The sequence below is a fragment of the Candidatus Poriferisodalis sp. genome (assembly GCF_965237655.1).
Taxonomy (GTDB): Bacteria; Actinomycetota; Acidimicrobiia; order Acidimicrobiales; family Poriferisodalaceae; genus Poriferisodalis.
In genome coordinates this window covers 1,434,430-1,459,341 of sequence record NZ_CBDEGB010000002.1, presented here as the reverse complement: position 1 = coordinate 1,459,341, position 24,912 = coordinate 1,434,430, and the positions used below count along the sequence as shown (strand labels likewise).

Here is a 24,912-nt window from a genome sequence, read left to right as displayed (position 1 = left end):
CCCCTGGCGCACCGGCGTCAGCGGGTGGAACTTCCTCGCCGCTCAAGCGTCGTCGGCCGTCTCGGGTACTTCGTCGAGGTCGGACAGGCGCGCTTCGGGATAGAGGTGCTCGAGACTTCCCGGCTCAACCCTGCATTGCTCCACGAAACTGTCCACATCGGAGAGTCGCAACCGGATGACACGGCCGAACCGGTACGCCGGCAGGTCGCCCCGATCAATGAAGCGATACAGCGTCCGAGTGGTGATGCCCATGCGGTTTGCAGCCTTCAGCGTGGACAGCCAGACGATTTCGTCATAGGAGGCCTGGCGCTGTTCCGGGCTCGTTGCGCCATCGTCGCCTGCCCCCGTCGGCCCCTCGGGCATCATCGCACCTCGCAGTCGCTCGGCCGTTGGCGTTGTAGGGCAACCGCGCCAAGTTCCTCGAAAACCACGCTAGTGCGCTCGCCTCCGGGCAAAGTGCATTTCAACATCGATGATTGATATCGCGCGCTATATCGCCATATTTGTTCCACATATTTGGTAAATAACGTGATGTTTCCATAATTTTCTTGTTATTTCATAGCCGTTTGGCTAGGTTCTCGCCGTGCCCACCGATTCGCTGCTGCCGACCGGTCGCGAGGCCGTCCCCGCGGCCTCTCGCGCCAGCCGCCGCGCCGCACCGGCGCACGCTTCGATTCGGCCGCGAGTTATCGCGGGCTGCATCCTGTGCGGCGCCGCAGCACTGGGGTTGTGGTGGGCATTCGAGCAGTCGGCGGCGGCGCCCGAGACCAGCTACTTCGTCGCACGGAACCGACTCGCGCCGGGCAGCGTCATCGAGCCAACCGACGTTGCCCTCGTGCCGATCCAACTGCCGCCTGAGGTCTCCGCCACCGTCTTCGGTGACGGCGATGACGTGGTCGGCAACCTCGTTGTCGGGGCCGTGCACGCCGGGCAATTGCTGACGCGTGGCGACGTCGGCTCGCTTGGGTTCGCAAGCGACCGACGCGAGGGTTATGCCATCTCGGTCGAGCTTGATCGTTCCCGGGCGCTCAACGGCCTGCTCACCGCAGGCGAGCAAGTTGACGTCGTCGCCACCGATCGCGTCCCCCCGAACGGAGCAGCCGTCGTGGCGACCGGTGCCCTCGTGCTCGACGTCGACGGCCTCTCGGGCACGGAGCATCTCTCGAACACGATCACCGTCACGCTGCAGGTGTCCGAACGCGTCGCCGCCGTCTCGGTCGCTGCGGCCGCAGATGCAGGCGCCATCACCCTGATCCGGGCCTGGGGTGCCTCGAATCCCGTCGGGTCATGATCGATCCAGAATCTCTCGCCGAGATTGAACGAGCGGTGTCGGAACGGGCTCGCCACGGCGGACTGGATCCTCGCGCGCCGGGCGCAGATCTCGCCATCATGGCTCTCGCCCACGAAGAAATGCGGCGTTGGAATATCGACTTCAAGCGCGGCGTACGCAGCCATGCAGTCACCGACGCTGATCCAGTGGCGGACCGGATTCAGCGCGACCTGCTGGGCTACGGACCGCTCGAGGCGCTGCTCGCCGATGCCGACGTATGGGAGATCATGGTCAATGCCCCGCGTGAGATCTTCGTCAAGCGTCACCGCGGCCCGAGCGGCCGTCACGACGAGGTCTTCCACGACAGCGAGCACGTCCGGCGCACTCTGACGAGAATCATCGACGACGCGACTGCGTCCCATCGCAAGCTGGATCCGAGCGAGGGACTGCAGGACGCTCAGCTGGATGATGGTGCCCGGCTTCACATTGTCCATCCCGACATCGGCCGCGGCGGCCACCTGATCTTCAACATCCGGAAGTTCACCGGAATCGCTTTCTCGAGCCTGAACGACTTGACAGCGATCGGGACGCTGACCCGCGAGATCGCCGACTTCCTGCGCACTGCTGTGCGTGCCCGGCTGTCGATCCTGTTTGCCGGCGCTCCGGGCACCGGCAAGACGACGCTGTTGGGGTGCTGCGCCGCCGAGCTCGATCCACAGCTTCGTATCGCGACCGCCGAAGAGGTATTCGAACTCGACATACCGCTGCCCAACGTCGCCGGTATGCAGACCCGGCCTGGGCGGACCGAGCGCGCTCCTGTCGACTTACGGCGCTTGGTGGCCGGCTTCCTGCGCATGGCGCCCGACGTGGCGATCGTGGGCGAGGTCCGCGACCGCGAGGCAGTTCCCCTGTTGCTGACGCTGTCCAGCGGGGTGACTGGCTACGCCACCATCCACGCCGGATCTGCACGCCAGGCCCTCGGACGGCTCCGGCTCATGTGCCAACTCGCGCCTGACGTGCGTGACATGCCCGTCGCAGCGATCACCCAATTGGTGGCCGAATCGATCGACATCGTGGTGTACCTGCGCCGGAACCCTTCCGGGGTGCAGGTCACCGAGATCGTGGCCGTGGAAGATCCTGTCGGCAGCGGTGACAGCCTCTCGTTCGAGACGACGGTGCTGTACGCAATTGACCGCCCCGGCCAGACGCCTGCGAGCACAGGGAACGTGCCACGACGGGTGGCGTCGCACATCGAATCCGCGGGATTCAAGATGCCAGGCCCTCGCGCACCCGCGGGCGCAGCTCAGTGACCGGTCTCGTGTTTGCGATCGCCGGCGCGCTGGGCGTCTGGCTGCTGGCGACCAAGGAGGGCGACGTGCCGCTCGCGCCACGGTGGTTACCCAAGATGGTGCGCCCGGCGTGGTTGGCATCTCGAAGATCATCAGATCACCTGCTCCGCAGCGTGCTGGGCGCGGTCGCGGCAGCCGTTGCCGGATGGACGGGTGCCTGGATCCTCTTCGGCGGGCTGGTCGCACCTGCGCTTGTCGCAGCATTCGGTGCTGCCATCCCCCCGAGTGCAGCTTCCCGCCGCCGACTGCACCGTGTCGCCAGCTCCCGGCAGGCGTGGCCCCGACTCTTGGCAGAGATTCGTGTCCTCGTAGCCAACCGGGGATTGTCGATCCCTTCCGCGTTGTTCGCTGCGGGAGCTCAAGCCCCCACAGAAATGCGAGTGGCGTTCTCCGAAGCGGCACGCACGTGGGCTTTGAGCACCGATTTCGAAGCCTCGTTGCGTGCGCTCAAGACATGGCTGGCGGACCCGACTGCGGACGCCATCTGCGAGACATTGCTGGCCGCGCACCAGATCGGCGGAGTGCGGCTCGACACTCGCCTGCGCGCACTGGCCGAGGCTGCACATGCCGAGGCTGCTGCCCGCGAGGACGCTCGCGCCAAACAGGCCGGAGCGCGGTTTGCCCGCAGCTTCGTCGCAGTGGTGCCGGCATTCATGGCCGTGATCGGCCTGAGTATCGGACGCGGTCGACAGGCCTACGAGGCGTCGGACGGCCAATTGCTCGTGGCACTCAGTGTGCTCGCCGTAGTCGGCTGTTGGTTGTGGGCGGGGCGGATCATGGCAGTCCCGTTGCGGAAGCGGGTATTTGGCCAATGAGCCTCCAATGAGCAACACCGCGAGATCCGGAGGGCGCATCGCGACGCTGCTGGACTCCGATACCGAACTCCGCGCCCGGCTGTCTCAGGCCGGCATTGCCCAATCCCCGTCTGAGTTTCGTACACGGCAGTACGTGATCTGCGGTGCCGTGCTCATTGCATCAGTGGCTGCACTCAGCGCCATCGGCGCGAGGCCGTTGCTGGGATTCGCCGGGGCGCTAGCCGCGGCCGCTGCGACATATGGCACGTTTGAGCACCACCTCGGGAGATCGGTTGCCCACCGGCGCACACAGATCATCGAGGAGCTGCCGGTCGTCGCCGAGCAGATCGGCATGCTGCTTGCCAGCGGCATGTCGCTGACCAGCGCCCTCGAAGCAGCGGCACGGCGCGGGAAGGGGATCTGCGCCGCGGGACTGGAACGCGTCAGCACCCACGTCTCGGGAGGAATCGCGGTTGAGGTGGCACTGGCCGAGTGGGCCGACGACGCTGGCTCGGCGGAGATTCGAAGATTCGTCGGCGTGCTCACCCTGCACGAGGAAACGACGGACATCGCGGCGCTGGTATCCGACGAGGCCCGCTCAGCCCGCATGGAGGCCCACCGGCGCCTCATCGCCCACATCGAACGTCGCAACGAGCAGGTGTGGATTCCCGTCACCGTCGCCGCGCTGGTGCCGGGATCTGTCCTGCTGGCGATCCCGTTCAGCGACGCCCTCAGCAGCTTTGTGGCGCTATGAGCCGCCGGTCAGCGCCAGCGAGGCCGGGCGAACCCTCCCAAGGACATGACCGGCATTTATCGAAAGGACAACCCCGTGTACCTCAACACCTTGACCGCTATGTTCGAAACCGCCCTCTCAGTGACGTTCGATGCCTCCGTCGCTGCGCTCAGCGCAGTTTGCGCCAGTGCTGGCATCGTGACACTGGACCGATGGCAGAACCCGGCGATGTCCTGGGCCGCACGCGGCTCCTCCGGGCGAAACGAATGTGGCGAAGGAGTCATTTCAGCGGCCATCGCCGTGCTGATCATCGCCTCGCTCGGCGCCCTCATGTGGGTTGGCTTCAAGGCGCTGTGGGAAAACGCGGAGGAAGCAACGAATTCTGAAATCGCAAAGATCGGCAAGTGACGCGTGCTCACGATGAAGAAGGCGTCGGTCTCGTCGCATTGCCGTGGGGTGTGCTGGCGTACCTGACGTTTCTCATGCTCGCAGTCCAGGTTGCCGTGTACTTCTACAGCACCTCGATTGTCACCGCTGTCGGCTACGACGCAACGCGCCGGGCTGCGCTCGCGGGCGCTGACCCCGCCTCGATCGTCGATGCCGAGCGCTGGTTGCGCTCGAACATCGGTCCAGGACTGGACATCGTGACGCTGCGTTGGAGCACGACCTCCGAAATCGTCGCCTTGGATCTGGTAGCAAAGCCGCCGAACGTTCTCATCGACGCTTCGGCACTGATCGGATTGCGGAGCATCGAGCGTCGGTTCGAGATGCGACGCGAACTGGCACGCTTCGAGGGCTCCCCGTGATCCGCAGAGGGCGTAATTCCTCAGGCGTCGTGGGGGCAGAAGTGCTGCCGTTTGTGGTGCTCGTCTTCATCGGGGGTGCCTTGGTGCTCGCCCAAGCCTGGGCGGCACTGGATGCGAAGATCGCCGTGATCGCTGGTGCCCGGGAGGCCACGCGGACCTTCGTCGAGCACCCCGGACCTCGCCCCGCACATGCCGTGGACGCGGCGGTCTCCGCAGGTACGCAGGCGATGTCCGGCTACCGGCTCCACGGTGAGGCCTCCGTTGCGCCGGTCGGTGCAGCCCGGTTGCATCGCTGCGATCGGGTGACGTTCGAAGCGACGCAGGAAGTCCCTCGTATCGCTCTGTTGGGCGGCGGCTGGTCGCCCCTCACGGTCCGTGCTCGCGCCAGCGAGATTGTGGATCCCTTCCGGCACGGTCTGGGCGGACGGGCACCCTGTGGACAGTGACCCCGCCCGGCCAGTGATCGCTGAACGCAATGAGCCCTCGCCGAAGGTTCCCGGTGACGGCGAGCGAGGCACGGTGCTGCTGCTCGTGCCGACCGGGGTGCTGATCGTGGCACTGCTGGCCAGCATCGCCATCGACAGCGCCGCTGCGTTCTTGGCGCAGCGCGAGGCCCAAGCAGCAGCGTCCTCGCTCGCGAACGATCTGGTCTCGCTCGGCATCGACGAGGCCTCGCTTCGCCGTCACGGGTCCTACCGGCTCGATGCTTCACGACTTCGGAATCTGAGTCAGTGGGGCCAGCGGATGGCTACCGAGCGGCTGTCCGCAGTGTTCGAACCCGGCTCTGTCTCGGTCTCGGTCAGCGCGGCAGGTTCGAAGGCCGTGCGGGTGTCGGTCTCGGGCTCGGCACGACGTGTCATCGGCTTGATCGGCAATGTGGATGGAAAGTCCAACAGGAACGTTTCTGCCGAGGCCATCGGTCGCGTACACCTCTCGGGGTGAACGTGCGAGCCGAACCGCTTGCTTGAGGACAATTCATTTGAACGAGATTCCTGTCTTTTTATAACTTCTGAATGTGCTGAGAAGTCCGACCGTTCGCGACGATGGTTCGGGCAGCGCAGTCCTGGTCAAGCACGCCATCGGCACTGAGCGGCCGCGTTTGCGCCACGAGGCCGGAGTGCTCGACGCCGCTCGCATCGAGGGAGTGGTCGAGTCCGTCGGGTTTGACGAAGTTGATGAGCGATGCGAGCTGCGGCTGCGTTACCTCGAAGCCGCGACGCTTGCCGAGCAGCCGCCCCTGGGTCTGGTCGACCTCTTGGATGTCCTCATCGATCTCGGCACGACACTCGCCGAACTGCATGCTCGAGGCATCCGCCACGGTGCACTCAGGGGCGAGCACGTTCTCCTGGCGCGACCGCGCCGGCCGGTGATCTGTGGCTTCGGGGAAGCGACGGGTCCTGCCGACCACCGTCAGCATCTGCCAGGCGCCGATCTCGCTGCGCTCGCTGTTCTCGGGCAGGTGGAACTCGCGCGCACCGATCGTTCGGCGTCGGATCCGACAGAGCGCCAGTTCTGCGGTGATGCGCTTATCGCCTGCGGGGACCTCGCTGCTGTGGCGTCGGCCAGTCCCCACGACAGTGAGGCGTTGATGACGTGGCTCACCCGGCTGCGTCACGTTCGCGACGCAGCCGGACAGGAACATTCGGTGACCACCGACGGCTTTCGATCCCCCCAGGCACGTGTTGCGACGTTCGGACACGAACCACATGGCCTGCGTGAACGATTGCGAGCAGATATCGCAGCCTCGAATCCGTCAGACGCTGTCGCTCGCTTGCCTCATCGTGCGGAGCTTCGAGGCCCAACGACGTGGGACCGGCGGCGTGTCGGCGCTTATGCGGCGGCCGCTGCGGCCTTGGCGGTCGCAGCGTTCATCGGATGGCGAGCGCTCGCGGGTGGCGAACCGGATTTCGAGTCTCCTGGCACGGCACCACTCATCGGCTCCCGAAGCAGCCCCGTGACCTCTGCTGCTACATCCGGTGCCCCCTCGCTTGAGCTCGCTGGCGTCTCGGCAGCTGCCGATGACCACGGCCAAGGCTCGACCGCACTGCCCGATGCCACGATCACCTCCGAGGAGCCCGCGTCCACGGGAGCGACCTTGCTCTACAGCACGGCAACGGCGTATTGCCCCGAGCGGACCGGCGCCGATCTCGATGTTGGCGAGGGCAGAGACGGCTCGGCTGAGCCCAGCGAGTTCCCCAACACACCACCGCAGAGTGAGGGGGCGAGTGCCGATGCGACGGTCGTGCTGTATCACGCCGACGTCCGCGGGGATGGCTGCCTGGTACCCGTCCGCATCGAGATGCCCGCCGCACATCGTCGGTCGGCGGCCGTGCGCACTCCGCACGGTGAATGGACGCTCGGTGCCGATGGTGACCTCTTCGCCGTCGGCGATTGGGACTGCGACGGCCGTTCGACGTTGGCGGTTGTGAACCCCAGTTCCGGCATCGTCGGCTTCTACGGTTCGTGGCCCCCGCCGGAACGCCCCGTCGTTCCAGCTCGCATTGCTGTTGTGCCTCAACACGCCGAAGCTGTGTCGAGGTCGTCGTCGTTCGGCGCGGCACACGATCTTTCTTGCGATGCGCTGGTTGTGCACTATGGCGATCTGCGCCTGACGCTGTCCCAACGCGAGCCTGCGGCGGATGCTGCGCTGGTACTGAGCGCGCAGTCGCGCTAGCGCCGCGACGGCAGCTCCAGACGGATTGCCACCTCGTTTGCGACGAGGCGTCCACGAGCGGTCAGCTTGAGACGACCCTGGCTGGCGGGCGTGAGCAGGTGCGCGACGTCGTCGGGAACCGCATCGGCGGGGACACCGGCGGAAGTGCGCAGCGCAAGCTGCAGCGCCTCGATGTGGCGTTCGGCGGAGTCCAGCTCCTCGCTGCCGGCGGTGACCGAAGTTCCCGTCGAGATCGCTGCGATGAACCGCTCGGGTGTGCGAACGCTCCAGTAGCGGCGGCCGTCACGGTGGCTGTGCGCGGCGCAGCCGATGCCCGCGTAGGAGCCCTGTTGCCAATACAGCAGGTTGTGCCGGCATTGCGCGCCGGGCCGAGCCCAGTTGGAAATCTCATAGATCTCGTAGCCCGCCTGATCCAGCAGCTCGTCGGTAAGCAGGTACTTGTCGGCCATGTCGTCGTCGTCGGGATGTCGGGAAGGATCGTCTCCGAGTGCTGTGCCGGGTTCGGGGGTCAGCCCGTACACGCTCAGGTGATCTGGCTCGAGCGCAATGGCCTCGACCAGCGTGCGCTTCCAGTCGGACACCGATTCGGTGAGCGAACCGAAGATCAGGTCCAGATTGAACTGGTCGATACGCGCATTGCGAACCGCGGTGACCGATGCCGCCACCATCTGCGGATCATGACGTCGGCCCAGCGCCTCGAGCACATGGAGAACCATCGACTGCACTCCGAGGCTGACACGGTTCACGCCCATGCCCGCGTATGCCTGCATTTGGTCCACCGTGACCAAGTCCGGATTGCACTCGACCGTTACCTCCGCGTCCTCGGTCAGCGGTAACTCCTCCAGCACGTCGGCAAGCAGCGAAGGCTCCACCAGATTCGGCGTGCCGCCGCCAAAGAACACCGATGTCACCGGCGGAAGATCCCCCGCCAGTTCCTGGGCCTGACGGCGGCAGCTCGCCATGTAGTCAACGATGAGATGGCTGCGATCCGTCCACGTCGCAAATGCGCAGTAATCGCAGCGGTGCGTGCAAAACGGAATATGGCAGTACACGCCGAACTCGGGCGACGTCTCCTGCACTGCGGGAGCCCTGGATCCCCCAGTGTCCCTCACAGGTCCCTCACAGCACGGCCTCAGGGGGAAAGTTGGACGATGCGGGGGTCCGAGCCTCGCTGGGTGTGCGAGGCGACTCGCGGCCACCAGACACCGGCAGCTCCTGCGGCAACAGGGCAGTGGGGTGTACGCCGTAGATCTCGGCCAGTCGCAGGAGGCGATGCACTCGCAGACCCCGCTGACCGCGCTCGTATGCCCCCAGGATTGATGTCCGGAACTCGCCGCCAGACACTGCCTCCACATCAGCCAGAGATAGCCGCCGCTGGCGACGCACGGCACGCAGCCGCTCTCCTACCAGTGCATCCAACTCCGCTGAGCGGCGCCGGCGGGCAGATCGGACGTCGACTTCGGAGATTCCGGCGACTGGCTCCATACCGGGAGATCTCAGTGCTTGTGGCGCCGCTTGCGCCGGCCAGCCGGCCAATGGTCGCCGTCGGGTTGGGTCTCGCTCGCCCCCGCAAGTACAGGGTCGGCGTTGCCGTCCACGGGTTCACCCCGCTCGGCAGCGACCTCTTTCAGCTTCACCGCCTCGGACTTCGAGAGCCTCTTCGGGATGTCCACCCGCACCACCACGTGCAGGTCGCCCCGTCCGCGCCCGTTCGCTCGGGGCACGCCGAGTCCGCTCAACCGGATGGTGTCGTTCGGCTGGGTGCCCGCCGCTACAGCAAGTTCCTGCGGCCCGTCCAGCGTGTCGAACGACAGCGTCGTACCCAGCGCTGCCTGCAGCATCGTCACCGGCAGCTCCGCCACCAGGCTGTCGCCCTGGCGCACGAAGACATCAGACTCCGAAACACGGAGATGCACATACAGGTCGCCCGCGGGTCCCCCGCGAGGCCCGACGGACCCGCGGCCGCTCAGTCGAAGCGTGGCGCCAGAATCGACGCCGGGCGGCACACGCACAACGAGCGAGACGTGTTCTGCGCGACGCCCTTCGCCCCGGCACGACCGGCACGGCTCGGCAATCTCCTCACCGATCCCGCGGCATCGAGCACAGGGCGCAGTGGTCACCATCTGGCCCAGGAAACTCTGGCGTACCTGGCGCACCTGGCCAATGCCCTCGCAGATGCTGCAGACGGTCGGCGACGTGCCCTCTGCGGCGCCCGAGCCACCGCAATCGTCACACGGAACCAGTGTCCGTACCTCGATCGGCCGGTCGGTACCGAAGACGGCCTCGGCGAAGTCGAGGTCGACGACCGTCTCATGGTCGTCGCCGCGAGGTGGACCTGCCGGGCGGCGCGATCGGCCGCTGCGGAACGGGTTCCCTCCGAAGAAGGACTCGAAGATGTCGCTGAGGTCGAAATCGAACGCGGGTCCACCCATCCCGCCCCGCAAGCCCTCATGTCCGAAGCGGTCGTATCGGGCCCGCGCCTCCGGATCCGACAGCACGGCGTAGGCCTCGCTGATCTCCTTGAAACGGGCCTCAGCCCCGTCGTCGCCGGGGTTCGCATCAGGGTGGTGCTCACGGGCTTTGCCCCGGTATGCACGCTTGAGATCGTTCTCGGTGACGTCGCGGCTCACACCGAGCAACTCGTAATAGTCCGCAGGCATCTGTGGTGGGTCTATTCCTGGGCCGATCGCGACAAGCCCGCCGGCATATGTGCGCCGTCGCCGTCTCCAAGCGAGGCCGACAGCCTCCGGCTCACCGTATGCACCGCTGCAAGCGCCTTCGAGTAGTCCATCCGTGTCGGGCCGAGCAGGCCGACGCTGCCGACTGTTCGGCCATCTACCTCGTAGGGCGCAACCACCACCGAGCATTCCGCCAGTGGCTTCATGCCGGTCTCAGATCCGATAGCCACACTGAGACCGCGATCCACCAGGCTTCGCAGCAGCGTCACGACCATCAGTTGCTCTTCCAGCACCGACAAGACTGAACGCAGCGATGACACGGCTTCGAACTGCTCAGTGATCTTGGCCGTGCCACCCACGTAGAGCTCGCTCGGATGCGGTTCGTCGGCAGCCAGGGCGGACAGGGCCGCGGCCGCCAGTGCATCGGTTGGGGCATCTCCGGTCTCGCGAACCAGCGGCGGCTGCGTACGAGTCCTTCCCACAAGCGCTGCGGCCAGGACCGCAGAGGCTGCACCTGCAGAAGGCCCCTGGGCCGCCGCCTCCAAGTCCGGGTTGCTGTACACGTCGACGTAGGTCCGCTCCACGACGCCCGACGACATCACCAACACCACAAGCAATCGGCCGCCGCCGAGGTCCACCAGCTGGGCCGATCGGATGCTGTCGCGGTCGTGGCTGGGTGCGACGACCATCGCTGCATACTCGGTCAGGTCAGACAAGAGCCGGCTGGTGTCGGCGAGCAGCTCCTCAATCTGTCCTTGGGCATGGGCGAAGAACGCACCTACCTGCCGGACGCCTGTGCTGTCCAGGGAACCGGGTCCGAGGCCGTCCACGAAGTACCGGTAGCCCGCCTCAGTCGGCACACGGCCGGCACTGGTGTGCGGCTGCATCAGGTAGCCGCCAGATTCGAGCGCGGCGAGGTCGTTTCGCACGGTCGCGGGTGACACATCGAGGCGAGTCATCTCGAGCACCGCTGCGGAGCCGACTGGCTGCGCGCTCTCGATGAAGTTCTCGACCACCGCTCGCAGCACTGTGGCTCTGCGCTCGTCCATCACTCCTCCGCGGCCCCAGCAGCTTGCCCAGCGCCGCACCCATGATTGGGACCCATGCCCGCAATGGTGTCGATGCTACCGACACCCCTCCTAGGCAGCTTTGGGCGACAGGTTCTCGTGCTGCCGGATTCCCGGAGCAGAGGGCCCTGCCGCCTCCGGAGCGGGCACCGCATCTCAGCGCGACCACTCAGGGGTCGAGGCGCAACGCCGAGACGAAGGCCTCGTTGGGCACCTCGACGCGCCCGATGGCCTTCATCCGCTTCTTGCCTTCCTTCTGCCGCTCGAGCAGCTTGCGCTTGCGGGTGATGTCGCCGCCGTAGCACTTCGACAGCACGTCCTTGCGCTTCGCCTTGACCGTCTCGCGGGCGATGATCCGCCCGCCTATGGCGGCTTGGATCGGAACGTCGAACAGCTGACGCGGGATGAGTTCGGCGAGCTTCGCGGTAATGGCCTTGCCGTAGGGATACGCGCCATCACGGTGACGGATGGCAGAGAATGCATCCACTGGTTCGCCGTTGAGCAGGATGTCGACGCGCACGAGGCGCTCAGACCGGTAACCCGCGTGGTCGTAATCGAGGCTCGCGTACCCCTGGGTACGGCTCTTGAGCTGGTCGAAGAAGTCAGTCACAACCTCCGCCAGCGGCAGCTCGTAGCGCAGCTCGACGCGTTCGGGCGACAGGTAGTCCATGGAGGTCATCGAGCCCCGACGCGACTGGCACAGGTCCATGACCGCGCCCGTGTAGGCGGTCGGCGTCAGCACGGACACGTTCAGCATGGGCTCGGCGATTTCGGCAATCTGAGCCGCGGATGGCAGGTCGGAAGGATTGTCGACCTCCAGCTCGCGATCGTCGTCGGTGTGCACCCGGTAGGCCACCGACGGCGCGGTGGCGATGAGAGACAGTCCGAATTCGCGCTCGAGCCGCTCGCGGACTATCTCCATGTGCAGCAGACCCAAGAAGCCGCAGCGGAACCCGAATCCCAGCGCACCTGAAGTCTCGGGCTCGAAGGTCACGGAGGCGTCATTGAGCCTCAGCTTCGCCAGCGCCTCTCGCAGATCGGTGTACTCGTCGCCGTCGACGGGGTACAGCCCGCAGAACACCATCGGCTTCGGGTCGTCGTAGCCGGCCAGCGGTGCATCAGCCGGTGCGCCAGCCGATGTGACAGTTTCGCCGGAGCGGGCCTCAGCCACATCCTTGATGCCTGCGATGAGGTACCCGACCTCGCCGGGTCCCAATTCGTCTGTCGGTGTCACCGCGGGCAGGCGCAGTCCGACTTCATCGCACAGGTGCAGCCCACCGGCATGCATGAACCGCAGCCGATCGCCAGTGCACAGCCGACCATTCATCACGCGCAGCGAGGACACCACGCCTCGGTACTGGTCAAAGGAGGAATCGAAGATCAGCGCCTGCAGCGGAGCTTGCGGATCGCCGCCGGGCGGGGGGATGCGCTCGACAATTGCGTCGAGCAGTGCTGCGACGCCCTCGCCGGTCTTGGCCGAGATCGCCAGCACCTCGCTCGCGTCAATGCCCAGCACGCGTTCGATTTCCGACGCGTACAAATCCGGATCGGCCGCGGGGAGGTCGATCTTGTTGAGCACCGGCACGATGGTGAGATCTGACTCGAGAGCCAGGTAGCAGTTCGCCAACGTCTGCGCCTCGATGCCCTGTGCGGCATCGACAAGCAGCACCACGCCTTCACAGGCCGCCAGCGAGCGGCTGACTTCGTACCCGAAGTCCACATGCCCAGGTGTGTCGATGAGGTGCAACGTGTGCCCCTGCCAGGTCACCCGCACGTTCTGGGCCTTGATGGTGATGCCGCGTTCCCGTTCGAGCTCCATGGAATCGAGGTACTGGGCGCGCATCGAGCGCTCCTCCACAGCATCGGTCAATTCCAGGATCCGGTCCGACAGCGTGGACTTCCCGTGATCGATGTGGGCGATGATCGAGAAGTTGCGGATCGAACCGGGCCCGACACGGACAGACCCACGGGCAGACCCATGAGCAGACGCAGGAGGCACGTGGGGCATCGCAGGCCGCACGGTACCCTGCGAGACCGGTTTCGGGACAATCCGTGGAGACTCGCCTCACGACCCGAAAACACCCAACCGACTCCCGGCGGGCTCGCCTTCGTGACCGCCACCGAGACAGAGAGCACGCCTTCGTGGCCAACATCAAGAGCCAGATCAAGCGCAACCGCCAGAACGAGACGCGCCGGGTGCGGAATCGAGCCGTTCGCTCAGAATTGCGGACTCGCGAGAAGGCAGTCATCGCTGCTGCACAAGCCGGTGAACCCACCGATGAGCTGATGCGCGCCATCCAGAAGCGTCTCGACATGGCGGCCGCCAAGGGCGTTATCCACCCCAATGAGGCAGGTCGGCGCAAGTCCCGTCTCGTGGCCCGTTCAACGCGAACCAACGAGGCCTAAACCGCCGCGCTAGCGATCAACGGGCGCCGGCCGCGAGCCGCGCGCAGAGAATCTCGGCAACACATCGGGGATCAAGTCCGGACCGTCCGCGCAAGTCCACGTCAGCCCCCGCCAGAAGTTCGACGGCCCTCGCGATCCCCCCGCTGCCGCGCCGCCGGCTGGCGTCAAGCGCCTTGCGGGCCGGAAACGTGGAGCCGCGTAGGCCCAGCACACGAGCCGCCTCCTTCTCGTTCGCAGCATCGGCGCCATCGAGGCGAGCCATGCGGGTGATATGTCCAGCCACGACTGCCGTGACAGCCAGCGGGTGTCGACCGGCGCCCCACATGCGTTGCAGCACGGCGAGTGCGCCGCCCACATCGCCTCGATCGATCGCGTCGGTCAGCTCCCATGGCGGCACGTCACCCTCTGCACCGAGGTACGGCAGCACTTCATCGGGCCCCAAGCGGGCACGTGCGCCGTAGATGGCCTCGAGCGTTTCGATCACAGCTCCGAGGCGGCTGAGTTCCTCCCCGAGATGCTCGGCGATGCATGCTCCAGCACGGGCATCGAACTGGACCGAGGCCTCCGCGAGACGCTCGGTGAGCCAGGTCCGGCGATTGCGCGCCCCGCCGGGCACGTCGGACGCGATCCGCTGGCCACCGGCGGCCTCGACAGCTTCGACGAGCGCTCGAGGCACACGGGCTGCGTCCCACTCGAGAACGAGATCGGTCGTGGGACACGGATCATCAAGCCAGTTGATGAGCGGTGTGAGCTCGGCGGCACTGAAGCGGCTGAGGCGGCGGCCGACAACGACCCGGTGTGTAGCGAGCATCGGCGGGGTCGATGCCGAGATGACCAGATCGGGCAGCGCGTACTCATCGTCGGAGTACTCGTCAAGCACGTCTGCCCGGTTGGCATCGCCGACCAATTCAGAGACCGCCGCACGCACTGCGGTGGCGGTGAGGATCTCGTCCGCTCCGCTGACGAGTCGCACACTTCCACCGGGCATTAGCGACGTGCTCCCCGATGGGTGGCCTGCCCGTGCATCGCCGGGTTCACGGGTCTTGCGCCCACGTATTTGACGCTACTTCGGTCGAGACGCGCAGGCGCTGCGCTGCGGGCTCGACCACGAGGCCGCCGACGGCGACGGGTTCGGTCACTGAGTTGTACGGGACACGGCCTCCGAGGCCCGCCGGTGCGAGCAGATTCGCGATCTCGTGCCGGGCGTCCAATGCCCGCACCGCTTCTCGCCCTGCCCGGCTGGCCGAGCGGGCCACCAGCACGTCGATGTCGTCGACTCCAGCCGTGGCGAGCTGGTCGAGGGCCCGCGCTGCATCTGGACGATCCACGACGACGACGGTGGGGTCGACGCGGTGCACGGACAGATGCACACCCGAGGGAAGCGGCGGCCGGTGGACGCCGGCCACGACCCAGATCCCGATCCCAGCAGCGACGATCGCAAGGCTGCGCGGCACGGCGCCGTAGGCGCGCAGCAGGTACGCAGCGGCTGCGCAGAGCCCGATGACGGCGACGGCTGCGGCGATCTCCGACGGCTCGATGTGCGGCCAGCCCAGCGCCGCTCCCCATCGGGCCACACCGGCGACCCAACCCATCATCAATCTGGTCGGGACGTGCAGAACCGATGCCACGGCGTCGCCCGCCACGCCGCCCGCGAGACCGCCGATGAGGCCCCAGACCATGGCCGGTCCTGCAATCGGGCCGGCCAAGACGTTGGCGGGGATGCTCACGAGCGGCAGCGAGCCGAACACGGCAAGCTGGACGGGCAGCACTCCCACCTGGGCGCTCAGCGTCGCTGCGAGGGCCAAGCGCAGCCACGACGGGCCCCACAGGAGCCTGGAGATGGGGCGAGCGCCGACCACGATGGCGGCCGTCGCTGCAACCGAGAGCTGAAAGCCGACCGAGCGCACCAGCAGCGGATCGACAAGCAGCAGCACGATGATCGCAAGCGCCAGCAGGCGCGGAGCGGATGCCCGCCTGCCGACGGCATGTGCTCCGACTGCCAACGTGGCAAGCACGCACGCCCGCAGCACCGAGGGCTCACCCCTGGTCAGGACAGCGAACTGAGCGAGCAGAACCCCGACGGCGCCGAGCCGGACCCCTGGCCGCAGCCGGATCAGCAGCGGTGCGAACAGCAACAGAACGAACGCCACGTTCGAACCGGACACGGCCAGCAAGTGGGTGAGCGACGTCGCCCGGAAGTCGTGCACGACTTCGGGAAGCTGTCCTCGATCGTCGCCGTAGACGAAGCCGGCAAGCAGCGCTGCATCCCGTTGCGACAACGAATCACTCGACGCCTCGATCAGGCTGCGCATGGAGTTTGCGAGACGGAACGGCGCACTGCCGCCGTCTTGGCGCCAGGCCGTGTGGATCTGGGCGTTCCCCGCAAGATGCCGCGGCCACAAGAAGGGTCGGTCGGCAGGCTCTGCTGGTGCCACGGTCGCGCTCAGGAGCCAGCGCTCCCCCAGCGCTGCGTCTTCCAGCGTCCACGCTGCGGGACCGCGTGCCCGGCCTTCCCACCGGAACTGCTTGCCGTCAATGACCGCGCTGAAGGGAACGACCAGGGCGCCCGAGCGCCATCGGGGATCGCGGACCACTACCGTTTCGCCCTCGAAGTTCCCTCCCACCGCTGCGCTCAATTGGGCGGTCTGTTGCCCCATGGCTGCAGCCCCCAGCACCAGCAGGCCGGCCGGAACGAGCACACGGGCACGGGTTCGCAGACCCACCCCGACCGAGGCTGCCCCCCACCACCACGACACCGAAGGCGCCCACAGTGCGCCGACTGCTGTCGCGACCGCTCCGGCGACCAGCCACCGATCGCCGACAGCGCTGAGGCCCCCGAAGCGCCGGGGCGCCGCTCGTGACGGACTCGGCGACTCAGACCTTCGCATGGGGCCGGAGCTGGGAGAGCTTGGATGGCCCGATCCCGGGCACCTGTTCCAGTGCGTCGAGCGTCGCGAACGATCCGTGCTCGGCCCGGTACGCAACAATTGCCACCGACAGGGACGGGCCAATGCCTGGCAGCTCCTGAAGCTGTGCAGCCGTCGCTGAGTTCACATCCAACGGTCCGGAAGCATCGGCGCCCTCGGCTCGGGCCACGGACTGCTCTCCCACGAGAGGCACGTAAACCTGCTGCCCGTCACGCATTCGCTCTGCAAGATTGACCGCCGCGGCGTCTGCATCGGCATTCGGGCCGCCGGCGGCATCAATCAGGTCTCCGACTCTGAAGTTGGCTGGAACCTCGTAGAGCCCTGGGTGCCGTACCGCACCAGCAAGATGCACACGCATCAGCGACGGTTGTGTCGTCGCCACTGGCGGCGGTGCTCCCGTCGCCGCAATGGGCAGGTCGATGGGCTCGGGCGCGCCGTGCCGGACGCCTGCCAGGAATCCTGCTGCCACAACTGCGCCGATGGCGCCGAGGAGCACCAGGACGGGTACCACTCCTACCCGCCGTGCAAATCCAGTGGCCTCGGCCGCTACGCAACGCCAATCAGTCGAACGCCAGTCAGTTGAGCGCTCAGCGCCTGGCGCCCGCATGGACGTGAACCTAGTGAATGCTCTTGATGACCTTTGAAGGAATTTTCACTGCTTTCACACGCAGCATCGTGATACCTGCGAGAATCAGGCAGACGACACCCCAGACACCGAACAGCCAGCGTGACCCGAAATGGCCATACAGCGTCGGGCCCAAGAGTGCAGATGTGGCAGCCACCATCAGGCCGATTGCCTCAAGCACGCCGCTGCCCATTGCCGCCTGCTCAACGCCAGTGGCCTCCAGCACCAGCACTTGAGCACCCATCACGCTGTAGGACTCGGCGACCGCCTCGGCCACGCCGATCACGACGAAGCTCCACAGGCCTCCGACCCACCCGTACAGCATCACCGCAGGCGCGAAGAACAGCAAGGCCGGCACGGCGACCCGGGCCCCGCCGAGGCGCTCGGCCAAGCCGCCCGCGTGCGGGGGCAAGAGCATGAGCGGGATGCCAAGAATGAGGAGTCCGACCGCGAACTCTGTCGACGAGAGCCCGACATCGGTGAGGTATCGGTCGATCGTGGAGTCGAACATTCCGATCAAACCCCAGACACCGACGTGTACCAAGATCGCCGCCTGCACACGTGGTCGCCGCAAGAGATTGATCAGGTCCGAGTAGTCCACCGCCGTGGCCGCTATGGGCGATTTCGAGATGAGGATCGCGGCTACCGGACCGAGCAGCGCCATCAACGTGCCTGTCAACAGGAACGGGGCCTCAAAGGAAATGCCGCTGAGCGCCGCTCCGATGAACGGACCGCTGATGAAGCCGGCAACGGCGAACGAGAGCAGGCCGCCTACCTTCGATCCGCTGCCGCTGATGTCCCGACCGATCAGCGCTTTGCGTGCCACGAGTCCGAAGAGGCCGAAGCTGATGCCCGCGACTGCCCGGCTGGCCACCAGCGTCCACGCCGAGTCTGCGAACACGAATCCGTAGGCCCCTGCCACCGAGGAAGCCACTGATACCCACACAACCGAGCGGTGGTGGCCGCGATCCACCAGCGGCGACAGCAGCAGCTGCGACGCCAGCCCTGCCACAAAGCCGGCCGCTGCGATGGTGCCCAGTTCCAGGTTGGTGAGGTCGTATCGGTCTTGGAGGTCTGCCAAGTAGGCGAAGACGACGCCCAGCGAGGCCGTGATGAAGAACTGCGTCGCATAGACCGTCATATACAGCACTGGCGAAGCGTATTGGCACCGGCATCGGGCCGAGCCGTTCGGACCGCACTGTTCGGTCTGAGCCGTTCGGGTGGCCCCCACACTCCCGCTTCTGCCGCTTGCGGGGCATCGCTGCACCGCGTAGCGACCATGATGGAGCGAGATGACGTTGCCCGTCGAAGGGAAACGCGTAGGAGGGAAACGACAGTGTCAGCTGCAGTCGACCCTGCTGGCGGTCCAATTGCAGGTATCGATCCTGAGCCGGTCACCATCTGGCTGGTCGAACGAGCACCGGTTGCGCCGCCGCTGCGGTTCGAGCTCATCACGGGAGGCCATTCCAACCTGACCTACCGGGTCACTGATGGCTCAGATCGCCGATGGGTGCTGCGCCGTCCCCCGCTGGCGCATCTTCTGGCGGGCGCCCATGACATGGTGCGCGAGCACCGGCTGCTCGACGCGCTGGGACCGACCGATGTGCCGACCCCTCCGGTGGTGGGGCTGTGCACTGACTCTGAGGTCAATAACGCCGACTTCTACGTCACCGGATTCGTCGACGGCAGCGTGCTGCGAACGAGTGCCGAAGCGGCCGTCTTGTCCCCAGCGGCTCGCAGCACGCTGTGTGCCCGACTCGTCGAATGCCTTGCATCGATCCACGCAGTCGATCTCGATGCCACCGCTCTCGCCGATCTCGGCCGTTCGGCGGACTACGTCGCCCGCCAGCTGCATGTGTGGCAGCGTCAGTTCAACGCGATGACCATGCGCGAGCTGCCGATCATCGAGCGCGTGCATGACGCTCTGGTTGCGTCGATTCCGCCCCAGCACGATGCCACGCTCGTCCACGGCGATTTTCGGCTTGACAACTGCCTGGTCACCGGCGACGGCGATGTGGCTGCGGTGCTCGATTGGGAGATCGCCACACTCGGTGACCCGCTGGCAGACCTGGGCTACTTGCTGGGCTACTGGGTGGAGCCCAGCGACGCGTTCAGTCCGTTGGGCCACGATGCCACTACCGCAGATGGCTTCTGGAGCCGTGACGAGCTCGTGAGCGCGTATGCGTCCGCGACTGACCGCGATGTTTCGGCGCTGGGGTGGCATTTCGCATTCGCCAGTTGGCGTCTGGCTTGCATCCTCGAAGGAGTTCACGCCCGATATATGGGCGGCGCCAACCCCCAGATCCCGCCCGAGGTCGACCTGTTCCCCCCCAGCGTCGTCGCGCTCGCCGAACGTGCCGAGGCGCTGCTGGCCGGTCTTTGAGCCAAATCGAAGACAGACCACTAATGTCCCGGCCATGAAGGTAGACGGCGGTATCGGAGTCAGCGGCGGATTCGACGACATCATCGAGTCGAGCCGAGAACAGGAGGCGTTGGGCTACGACGGCCTGTGGGTGCCTGAGACCAGCCACGATGCCTTCACCATGCTGCCCCTCATGGCCCACGCCACCGAGACGGTGGAGCTGGGCACCAGCATCGTGGTGGGTTTCGCCCGCAACCCCATGTCGCTGGCCTACAGCGCCAACGACATCCAGTTGCTGTCTCGGGGCCGTTTCATTCTGGGTCTGGGCAGCCAGATCCGGCCGCATATCACGCGGCGCTTCTCGATGGAGTGGTCCAAACCCGCAGCGCGGATGCGGGAGATGATCCTGGCCACCAAGGCCATCTGGAATTCGTGGAACACCGGCGAGAAGCTGGACTTCCGCGGCGACTTCTACCAGCACACCCTGATGACGCCGTTCTTCCATCCCGGCGAGAACCCCTACGGCGCGCCACGTTTGGCCTTGGCGGGTGTCGGCCCGCTGATGACCGAGGTGGCAGGCGAGACCTGCGACATGTTCCTGTGCCACGGCTTCACCACCGAGAAGTACCTGCGCGAGGAGACCATCCCGGCACTCGAACGAGGCGCCGCGCGGGCTGGCCGCGACCCCAGCGAGATCACGATCTCCGGGCCATCGTTCATCGTCACCGGCAGCACCGAAGAGGACATGGCCAAGGCCAAGGAGGCCACCAAGCAGCAGGTGGCGTTCTACGGATCCACGCCGGCGTACCGGCCCGTCCTCGACTGCCACGGCTGGGGCGACATGCAGACCGAGCTGAATTCCATGTCAAAAGAGGGCCGCTGGGTGGAGATGGCCAACCTGGTCGATGACGAGATACTCGATGCGTTCGCTGTGGTCGCCGAGCCCGAGGGCGTGGCAACCGAGCTGAAGCACCGCTTCTCTGATGTCGTGGACCGCGTCAGCTTCTACGCCCCCTACAAGGGCGACCGCTCCCGCTGGGAGACGATCTTCAACGACCTGAAGAGCTAGCGCCAGCTGGCTCGAAGCGTCGTTGAAGCAGCCAAGACGACGAGGGCCTGAGGAGTTAGCGCCGGCTCACGGGACGAGCGGATTCCTCGTAACGAGTTGAGGGAACATCGCGAAGTCGCGATCGCTGGTCAGCAAGACATCGACGCCATTGGCCACGCAGATCGCTGCGATCTTGGCATCGTGGACCTTGGGGCCGCGTACGCTCGGGCGGTTCACAAACGCCGACAACGTGTCCATGAACCCGGCAGTCTCGCCGATCTGGCGACATGTCGGCGATGCAGTCCACGCCGAAAGCTGCTGCCATGCCTGTTCGGGTGTGCTCGCGGCGTCTCCCCAGATGCGTCGATTCGTCGCTACACAGAAGAACTCATAACAGCAGGGCCACGGAATCGCCCACTGCTCTGATCCCTCCGACAGCTCGCTCATGACGTCGAACGCGACTTGGTTCTGCGGCAACTCGTAACGCTGGGCGTATACAAGGATGTTTGTGTCGACAGCAATCATTCCGCGCCAGGCCATTCACGGTCGCTGAGTTCGAGCATCTCGGACCATGTGAACTTCTCGAACGGGTTCGGCCCGTTCGGGTCTCCCATGCGCAGGTCCGGCAGCTTGTAGCCGCTCACCTGGGGCTTCTCCAGCACCAAGCGCAGGCCTTCCTCGATGACGGCTCGCAGCGTCTGACCGGTTTCCTTGGCGTGCCCCTTAGGCCCGCTTCAGCAGCTCGTCGTGCACATCGACCGTTGTCTTCACCTCACCCATACTACCCATACCGGACAATATGGGTGATATGGGTGATCAAGTTCAAGCGATTTTCGGCGGGAGCGAGAATCGTCTCAAAAGACAGCGCCGCAGCGTGCCAATCAGGCGCCGGAGGAGCTGAGCGGGGCGCAGTCGGAGGCACACCCGCTGTTGCTCGGCGGTGTGGCCGGTGTGGCCGGCCGGTGCAGGACGCCTGAAGTCGGGCGAAGCTCCAATTCGGGCCCGTCGGCACCGTCCACAGTGCGGGCCACAACGTCCACGATCATCGAGTAGCCGCCCGGCTCATACGGCGGCCACAGCACCGAGATGTTCGGTCGTTCGGCCACGTTGGCGGCTGCGGACCGGCTGGCACCGCAGCGCAGCACGTCGCCGTCAAGGCGCATCGCCAGGTGAGCGATGTGCGTTGTGGCATCGTCACGCACGGTCAGCACGTACGCCGCAGCGCCAAAACGCTCCATCTGATTGCCGATGTCGGCCGGCTCCACGGGGATGCTCATATGCGGGACGTTACGCCTGCAGCGGCTTCCCGCGCACCCTGCCGTCTCCTTCGAATTCCGGCAGCGCGCTGGTATCGTCGTGGAGCCTCGGGGCTATAGCTCAGTTGGTAGAGCGCTTCCATGGCATGGAAGAGGTCAGGGGTTCAATTCCCCTTAGCTCCACCCGAGAGACTTGCCAGGAATTCCCAGAAGTTCCCAAATCTTCAGGTCAGAGACATATTCTGGCAAATTGCTTCCCCCGGCAGTTCCCATGCAATAGCGCTAGTTCCCTAGAAAAAGGGAACTCGAAAAGGGAACTCGTGCGACGCTCCAAGCGCCTTACCGACAAGACAGTTCACGAATTGAATCTGCCTCGCTGGCGCAACAAGCACGCTGCCAACGAATGGCTCGCCAGCCTCGAGCGCTACGCATTCGCCCGCATTGGCGAGGTCCCGTGCAACGCATCGAGCGCAGCGACATCATCGCTGTCCTCTCCCCGATCTGGACCACAAAGCCGGAGACGGCACGGCGAGCCGTTGAGCTGGCAAGCACTGCTCAAGCTGCTACGCACCTACGAACTGGACACGACGGTGCACGGCTTTCGATCAGCGTTCAAGACATGGTGCATCGAGCAGACCGCTACCCCGTGAGCCGTGGGCGAGGCAGCTCTGGCTCATGTCGTGGGCAACAGCGTCGAGGCCGCATATGTCCGCACGGATCTCTATGCTCAACGTCGCCATCTCATGCAAGACTGGGCGAACTACGTCGCCCCCTGACCGACACAGCCGTTCACGGCCCGGTCAGCACGATTGCTCCGCGACGAAGCCGGCATTGAACGCTGCACGGGGTTCCTGGGCGGCTCCGCGATCCGCGCGGCCGCGCGAACCGCGGTGATCGGACCCTCGATCAGATCCAGCCTCCTAGCTGCAGCAGGTGTCGGCCAGGGAGTCGGCCCGCCAGGTGGCGACGGCCGCATAGGCCGCGGCGGCGGCGATGCACAGCCCGGCCAGCGGGTCGGCCCACCACCAGCCCAGCGCGGTGTTGGCGCCGAGCCCCACGAGCAGAGCGCCCGACATCAGCGAGCACAGGATGGTCTGGTTCGCCTCGGCCTCGACGGCCCGCGATCCCATGAGCGGGGCCAGCCTCCGCTTGGCCCTGGCCAGCAGAGGCATCGCCGCCAGCGACAGCGCCGCCATCACGATTCCCACCAGCGATTGGCCGGGACGGTCGGCCAGTACCAGGTCGCGCACCGACTCCACCCCCACATAGACGGCCAGGGCGGCGAAGCTGACCGCGATCAGGCGCTGGGCCAGCCGGTCCCCACATAGACGGCCAGGGCGGCGAAGCTGACCGCGATCAGGCGCTGGGCCAGCCGGTCCGCTTCCTGCTTGCAGCCCGTGCGGCGCTCCTGGGCCAGTCGCCAGGCGAGGATCAGCGCAGCCGACACCTCGATGCCGGAGTCCAGGCCGAAGCCGATGAGGCTCACCGAGCCCGCGGCCAGCCCTGCGGCGATGGCGATCACGCCCTCGGCCCCGTTCCAGCCGATGGTCGCCGCGGTGAGCCACTTCTGGCGGGTCACGGCCTGTTCTCGAGTGGTGGGCTCAGTAAGTGCCACCGAGTCGCCGTCTCCTCGCGAGTGCTCTCTTCGCGAACCGTACTGCGGCCGCCACTATTCCATCGACCGTCTCATGCGCAAGCACGCCGACGTGGAGCGGTGGCGCTTGCGGCATCCCGGCCGGGGTACTTGTAGCTAGTGGGCGCCCCAGTATCGTGCGCACGCTCGGCCCGTCCGCGAGCGAAGCGCACCCATAACCACCGACGAACCCACCGCCCCGCCTCCTCCGCCGCCGGTGCCGCCGCGGGAGGCGTCCTCGGGTTTGCCTGCTCCACTGATCTCGATCAGCGACTCCGCAGCCGCGGGATCGACCTCCCGGCGATCATGGGGACCACCGCGGACTGCTGCGTGAGCGCGACGGTTCGCGAGGCCAACGACCGGGGCTACGACTGCCTGGTACTCATCGACTGCGTTGTCGACGTGTCCGAAGCCCGCACCGCGTCGACTGTCGAGCCCTTCCGCATCAACCCACTCGGCGCAACGGCGGAACCTTCGGCCCTGCTGGCCGCGCTCCGATAGCCGCGCGGGCCTCCCTGGCCTGCGCGGTTTCGAAGCTAGGCCTTCTCGGTCGTTGGATCGATGATCTTGCCGATCTCGGTGACCACCGTCGCCGGAAACCCGCTGCGCTCCGCGTGCTCGTCGATCAGCTCCGGGCCGTCGGAGACATAGATGCAGAAGGTCTTATCACCGGCCACGTAGCTGTGCTCCCACTGGATGTGTTTGCCTTCGGACTGCATCGCCCGCAGAACCGCGTTGGATTGTCCGGCCGCGGCGCGCAGTTGCTCGCGTTCGGCAGAGCCGATGTCAGGGATGTCCCGTTCGATGACGAAGCGCCGCATCGTCCCTCCCTTGGTACTTCTGGCCTCTGACTCTAAACCCTCTGGGAGTGTCCCCGCGGGCTCGACAAGCACGCCGTGCTGTCCGCCGTCGCCGAACTCGAGTCCATCGGGGACATCACCGTGGTTCGACTCGCAGATGCCGGGCTGGTGTCCATGGCCGACATCGCAGCCCGCACCGGCCGAACCCGCGAAAGCGTACGACTCCTCATCACCGGCAAGCGCGGACCCGGCGGATTCCCACCCCCCGTTACCGATCCCCGCAGCCGTTACCGGCTCTGGCGCAGCGACGAAGTCAAAACCCGGCTTCGAGAACACCTCGCCGCGACCCTCGACGACTCAGCCGATGATTACATCCGAGCGGCAATCAACGCCGGCCTCGAACTCCGCCATCACCGGGCCCACCTCGGCGACGCAAAACGCTCAAGCCTTCGAACCCTCGTCGACATCTGAACAACCTGTCCCC

At 66.2% G+C, this 24,912-nt stretch carries 32 protein-coding genes and 1 tRNA gene; 17 read left to right on the top strand and 16 right to left on the bottom strand.

Annotation, left to right across the window (positions count from 1 at the left end; all coding sequences use genetic code 11):
* Positions 1–42 precede the first annotated feature (42 nt).
* A complete protein-coding gene (locus tag ACPXYO_RS14850) occupies positions 43–363 on the bottom strand; it encodes a helix-turn-helix domain-containing protein (RefSeq protein WP_423922070.1) in 321 nt (106 codons plus the stop codon).
* A 220-nt stretch (positions 364–583) separates the two neighbouring features.
* Between ACPXYO_RS14850 and ACPXYO_RS14845 the strand changes: the two genes are divergently transcribed.
* The 9 genes from ACPXYO_RS14845 (at position 584) to ACPXYO_RS14805 (ending at position 7,626) form a co-directional block, all read left to right on the top strand.
* Positions 584–1,291: an SAF domain-containing protein gene (locus tag ACPXYO_RS14845; protein WP_423922068.1), complete on the top strand. Its 708-nt coding sequence runs from the start codon at positions 584–586 to the stop codon at positions 1,289–1,291.
* Positions 1,288–2,580 carry a CpaF family protein gene (locus ACPXYO_RS14840; RefSeq protein WP_423922065.1) on the top strand — a complete coding sequence of 431 codons (1,293 nt, stop codon included), beginning with the start codon at positions 1,288–1,290 and terminating at the stop codon, positions 2,578–2,580. The genes ACPXYO_RS14845 and ACPXYO_RS14840 overlap by 4 nt, the downstream gene beginning before the upstream one ends.
* A complete protein-coding gene (locus ACPXYO_RS14835) occupies positions 2,577–3,434 on the top strand; it encodes a type II secretion system F family protein (protein WP_423922063.1) in 858 nt (285 codons plus the stop codon). The genes ACPXYO_RS14840 and ACPXYO_RS14835 overlap by 4 nt, the downstream gene beginning before the upstream one ends.
* 7 nt (positions 3,435–3,441) lie before the next feature.
* Positions 3,442–4,167: a type II secretion system F family protein gene (locus tag ACPXYO_RS14830; RefSeq protein ID WP_423922061.1), complete on the top strand. Its 726-nt coding sequence runs from the start codon at positions 3,442–3,444 to the stop codon at positions 4,165–4,167.
* A gap of 45 nt (positions 4,168–4,212) precedes the next feature.
* The gene (locus ACPXYO_RS14825) at positions 4,213–4,554 is read left to right on the top strand and encodes a hypothetical protein (RefSeq protein ID WP_423922058.1); all 342 of its coding nucleotides are present in this window, start codon (positions 4,213–4,215) and stop codon (positions 4,552–4,554) included.
* Positions 4,551–4,952, top strand: coding sequence for a hypothetical protein (locus ACPXYO_RS14820; protein WP_420623947.1), 402 nt, complete (start codon positions 4,551–4,553; stop codon positions 4,950–4,952). The genes ACPXYO_RS14825 and ACPXYO_RS14820 overlap by 4 nt, the downstream gene beginning before the upstream one ends.
* Complete coding sequence (locus ACPXYO_RS14815; protein ID WP_423922054.1) at positions 4,949–5,398, top strand: hypothetical protein; 450 nt, start codon at positions 4,949–4,951, stop codon at positions 5,396–5,398. Before ACPXYO_RS14820 ends, ACPXYO_RS14815 begins: the two co-directional genes overlap by 4 nt.
* Positions 5,388–5,894 (top strand): hypothetical protein, encoded by a 507-nt coding sequence (locus ACPXYO_RS14810; RefSeq protein WP_423922051.1) that lies wholly within the window; start codon positions 5,388–5,390, stop codon positions 5,892–5,894. Before ACPXYO_RS14815 ends, ACPXYO_RS14810 begins: the two co-directional genes overlap by 11 nt.
* A gap of 73 nt (positions 5,895–5,967) precedes the next feature.
* Entirely contained in the window at positions 5,968–7,626 is a 1,659-nt protein-coding gene (locus tag ACPXYO_RS14805) for a hypothetical protein (protein ID WP_423922048.1), read from the top strand.
* On the opposite strand, the gene hemW is transcribed toward ACPXYO_RS14805, so the two are convergent.
* From hemW to lepA, 5 genes are all read right to left on the bottom strand, one after another.
* The gene (hemW, locus tag ACPXYO_RS14800; protein WP_423922046.1) at positions 7,623–8,738 is read right to left on the bottom strand and encodes a radical SAM family heme chaperone HemW; all 1,116 of its coding nucleotides are present in this window, start codon (positions 8,736–8,738) and stop codon (positions 7,623–7,625) included. The genes ACPXYO_RS14805 and hemW overlap by 4 nt on opposite strands.
* 7 nt (positions 8,739–8,745) lie before the next feature.
* Positions 8,746–9,111, bottom strand: coding sequence for a helix-turn-helix domain-containing protein (locus ACPXYO_RS14795; protein ID WP_423922043.1), 366 nt, complete (start codon positions 9,109–9,111; stop codon positions 8,746–8,748).
* A gap of 11 nt (positions 9,112–9,122) precedes the next feature.
* Entirely contained in the window at positions 9,123–10,286 is a 1,164-nt protein-coding gene (dnaJ, locus tag ACPXYO_RS14790; RefSeq protein WP_423922041.1) for a molecular chaperone DnaJ, read from the bottom strand.
* 11 nt (positions 10,287–10,297) lie between these two features.
* The gene (hrcA, locus tag ACPXYO_RS14785; protein WP_423922038.1) at positions 10,298–11,353 is read right to left on the bottom strand and encodes a heat-inducible transcriptional repressor HrcA; all 1,056 of its coding nucleotides are present in this window, start codon (positions 11,351–11,353) and stop codon (positions 10,298–10,300) included.
* A 187-nt stretch (positions 11,354–11,540) separates the two neighbouring features.
* On the bottom strand, positions 11,541–13,379 hold the full coding sequence (lepA, locus tag ACPXYO_RS14780) for a translation elongation factor 4 (RefSeq protein ID WP_423922035.1): 1,839 nt from the start codon (positions 13,377–13,379) through the stop codon (positions 11,541–11,543).
* A 134-nt stretch (positions 13,380–13,513) separates the two neighbouring features.
* On the opposite strand from lepA, the gene rpsT reads away from it, so the two are divergent.
* Positions 13,514–13,777 carry a 30S ribosomal protein S20 gene (gene rpsT / locus ACPXYO_RS14775; protein ID WP_423922032.1) on the top strand — a complete coding sequence of 88 codons (264 nt, stop codon included), beginning with the start codon at positions 13,514–13,516 and terminating at the stop codon, positions 13,775–13,777.
* Between the two features lie 16 nt (positions 13,778–13,793).
* Here rpsT and holA read toward each other — a convergent pair whose 3' ends face one another.
* The 4 genes from holA to ACPXYO_RS14755 all read right to left on the bottom strand — a co-directional run bounded on the left by holA (position 13,794) and on the right by ACPXYO_RS14755 (position 18,470).
* Positions 13,794–14,750, bottom strand: coding sequence for a DNA polymerase III subunit delta (holA, locus tag ACPXYO_RS14770; RefSeq protein ID WP_423922029.1), 957 nt, complete (start codon positions 14,748–14,750; stop codon positions 13,794–13,796).
* A 61-nt stretch (positions 14,751–14,811) separates the two neighbouring features.
* Positions 14,812–16,665, bottom strand: a complete 1,854-nt coding sequence (locus ACPXYO_RS14765; RefSeq protein ID WP_423922026.1) for a ComEC/Rec2 family competence protein — start codon at positions 16,663–16,665, stop codon at positions 14,812–14,814.
* The gene (locus ACPXYO_RS14760) at positions 16,652–17,311 is read right to left on the bottom strand and encodes a helix-hairpin-helix domain-containing protein (protein ID WP_423922024.1); all 660 of its coding nucleotides are present in this window, start codon (positions 17,309–17,311) and stop codon (positions 16,652–16,654) included. Before ACPXYO_RS14760 ends, ACPXYO_RS14765 begins: the two co-directional genes overlap by 14 nt.
* Positions 17,312–17,321: 10 nt before the next feature.
* Positions 17,322–18,470: an MFS transporter gene (locus tag ACPXYO_RS14755; RefSeq protein WP_423923875.1), complete on the bottom strand. Its 1,149-nt coding sequence runs from the start codon at positions 18,468–18,470 to the stop codon at positions 17,322–17,324.
* Positions 18,471–18,665: 195 nt separating this feature from the next.
* Here ACPXYO_RS14755 and ACPXYO_RS14750 point away from each other — a divergent pair, with 195 nt between their 5' ends.
* The gene (locus ACPXYO_RS14750) at positions 18,666–19,712 is read left to right on the top strand and encodes a phosphotransferase family protein (RefSeq protein WP_423922021.1); all 1,047 of its coding nucleotides are present in this window, start codon (positions 18,666–18,668) and stop codon (positions 19,710–19,712) included.
* A gap of 34 nt (positions 19,713–19,746) precedes the next feature.
* Positions 19,747–20,760: an LLM class F420-dependent oxidoreductase gene (locus tag ACPXYO_RS14745; RefSeq protein ID WP_423922019.1), complete on the top strand. Its 1,014-nt coding sequence runs from the start codon at positions 19,747–19,749 to the stop codon at positions 20,758–20,760.
* Positions 20,761–20,826: 66 nt separating this feature from the next.
* Here ACPXYO_RS14745 and ACPXYO_RS14740 read toward each other — a convergent pair whose 3' ends face one another.
* From ACPXYO_RS14740 to ACPXYO_RS14730, 3 genes are all read right to left on the bottom strand, one after another.
* Positions 20,827–21,264: a type II toxin-antitoxin system VapC family toxin gene (locus tag ACPXYO_RS14740; RefSeq protein ID WP_423922016.1), complete on the bottom strand. Its 438-nt coding sequence runs from the start codon at positions 21,262–21,264 to the stop codon at positions 20,827–20,829.
* Entirely contained in the window at positions 21,261–21,401 is a 141-nt protein-coding gene (locus ACPXYO_RS14735; RefSeq protein WP_423922013.1) for a hypothetical protein, read from the bottom strand. Before ACPXYO_RS14735 ends, ACPXYO_RS14740 begins: the two co-directional genes overlap by 4 nt.
* Before the next feature lie 219 nt (positions 21,402–21,620).
* Positions 21,621–22,016: a pyridoxamine 5'-phosphate oxidase family protein gene (locus ACPXYO_RS14730; protein ID WP_423922010.1), complete on the bottom strand. Its 396-nt coding sequence runs from the start codon at positions 22,014–22,016 to the stop codon at positions 21,621–21,623.
* An 89-nt stretch (positions 22,017–22,105) separates the two neighbouring features.
* On the opposite strand from ACPXYO_RS14730, the gene ACPXYO_RS14725 reads away from it, so the two are divergent.
* From ACPXYO_RS14725 to ACPXYO_RS14715, 3 genes are all read left to right on the top strand, one after another.
* A tRNA-Ala gene (locus ACPXYO_RS14725) sits at positions 22,106–22,178 on the top strand.
* A 137-nt stretch (positions 22,179–22,315) separates the two neighbouring features.
* Entirely contained in the window at positions 22,316–22,645 is a 330-nt protein-coding gene (locus ACPXYO_RS14720; RefSeq protein ID WP_423922007.1) for a hypothetical protein, read from the top strand.
* A 3-nt stretch (positions 22,646–22,648) separates the two neighbouring features.
* On the top strand, positions 22,649–22,771 hold the full coding sequence (locus ACPXYO_RS14715) for a hypothetical protein (RefSeq protein WP_423922004.1): 123 nt from the start codon (positions 22,649–22,651) through the stop codon (positions 22,769–22,771).
* A 144-nt stretch (positions 22,772–22,915) separates the two neighbouring features.
* Here ACPXYO_RS14715 and ACPXYO_RS14710 read toward each other — a convergent pair whose 3' ends face one another.
* Together ACPXYO_RS14710 and ACPXYO_RS14705 are read right to left on the bottom strand one after the other, a co-directional pair.
* Entirely contained in the window at positions 22,916–23,245 is a 330-nt protein-coding gene (locus ACPXYO_RS14710; RefSeq protein ID WP_423922002.1) for a hypothetical protein, read from the bottom strand.
* A 47-nt stretch (positions 23,246–23,292) separates the two neighbouring features.
* Positions 23,293–23,610 (bottom strand): hypothetical protein, encoded by a 318-nt coding sequence (locus ACPXYO_RS14705; RefSeq protein ID WP_423921999.1) that lies wholly within the window; start codon positions 23,608–23,610, stop codon positions 23,293–23,295.
* 138 nt (positions 23,611–23,748) lie between these two features.
* On the opposite strand from ACPXYO_RS14705, the gene ACPXYO_RS14700 reads away from it, so the two are divergent.
* Complete coding sequence (locus ACPXYO_RS14700) at positions 23,749–24,129, top strand: cysteine hydrolase family protein (RefSeq protein WP_423921997.1); 381 nt, start codon at positions 23,749–23,751, stop codon at positions 24,127–24,129.
* A gap of 35 nt (positions 24,130–24,164) precedes the next feature.
* Here the strand turns inward: ACPXYO_RS14700 and ACPXYO_RS14695 are convergent, their stop codons facing one another.
* Complete coding sequence (locus ACPXYO_RS14695) at positions 24,165–24,449, bottom strand: DUF4242 domain-containing protein (RefSeq protein WP_419552847.1); 285 nt, start codon at positions 24,447–24,449, stop codon at positions 24,165–24,167.
* Positions 24,450–24,524: 75 nt separating this feature from the next.
* Between ACPXYO_RS14695 and ACPXYO_RS14690 the strand changes: the two genes are divergently transcribed.
* Positions 24,525–24,899: a hypothetical protein gene (locus ACPXYO_RS14690; RefSeq protein WP_423921994.1), complete on the top strand. Its 375-nt coding sequence runs from the start codon at positions 24,525–24,527 to the stop codon at positions 24,897–24,899.
* The last annotated feature ends 13 nt before the right edge of the window (positions 24,900–24,912 follow it).

Bases quoted from the DNA above. Each gene is read 5' to 3' on its own strand.
- ACPXYO_RS14695 (WP_419552847.1), bottom strand. From the start codon at position 24,449: ATGCGGCGCTTCGTCATCGAACGGGACATCCCTGACATCGGCTCTGCC.
- hrcA (WP_423922038.1), bottom strand. From the start codon at position 11,353: ATGGACGAGCGCAGAGCCACAGTGCTGCGAGCGGTGGTCGAGAACTTC.
- ACPXYO_RS14755 (WP_423923875.1), bottom strand. From the start codon at position 18,470: ATGACGGTCTATGCGACGCAGTTCTTCATCACGGCCTCGCTGGGCGTC.
- ACPXYO_RS14795 (WP_423922043.1), bottom strand. From the start codon at position 9,111: ATGGAGCCAGTCGCCGGAATCTCCGAAGTCGACGTCCGATCTGCCCGC.
- ACPXYO_RS14840 (WP_423922065.1), top strand. From the start codon at position 1,288: ATGATCGATCCAGAATCTCTCGCCGAGATTGAACGAGCGGTGTCGGAA.
- ACPXYO_RS14745 (WP_423922019.1), top strand. From the start codon at position 19,747: ATGAAGGTAGACGGCGGTATCGGAGTCAGCGGCGGATTCGACGACATC.
- lepA (WP_423922035.1), bottom strand. From the start codon at position 13,379: ATGCCCCACGTGCCTCCTGCGTCTGCTCATGGGTCTGCCCGTGGGTCT.
- ACPXYO_RS14740 (WP_423922016.1), bottom strand. From the start codon at position 21,264: ATGATTGCTGTCGACACAAACATCCTTGTATACGCCCAGCGTTACGAG.
- ACPXYO_RS14760 (WP_423922024.1), bottom strand. From the start codon at position 17,311: ATGCGGGCGCCAGGCGCTGAGCGCTCAACTGACTGGCGTTCGACTGAT.
- ACPXYO_RS14850 (WP_423922070.1), bottom strand. From the start codon at position 363: ATGCCCGAGGGGCCGACGGGGGCAGGCGACGATGGCGCAACGAGCCCG.
- dnaJ (WP_423922041.1), bottom strand. From the start codon at position 10,286: ATGCCTGCGGACTATTACGAGTTGCTCGGTGTGAGCCGCGACGTCACC.
- ACPXYO_RS14830 (WP_423922061.1), top strand. From the start codon at position 3,442: ATGAGCAACACCGCGAGATCCGGAGGGCGCATCGCGACGCTGCTGGAC.
- ACPXYO_RS14730 (WP_423922010.1), bottom strand. From the start codon at position 22,016: ATGAGCATCCCCGTGGAGCCGGCCGACATCGGCAATCAGATGGAGCGT.
- ACPXYO_RS14825 (WP_423922058.1), top strand. From the start codon at position 4,213: ATGACCGGCATTTATCGAAAGGACAACCCCGTGTACCTCAACACCTTG.
- ACPXYO_RS14765 (WP_423922026.1), bottom strand. From the start codon at position 16,665: ATGCGAAGGTCTGAGTCGCCGAGTCCGTCACGAGCGGCGCCCCGGCGC.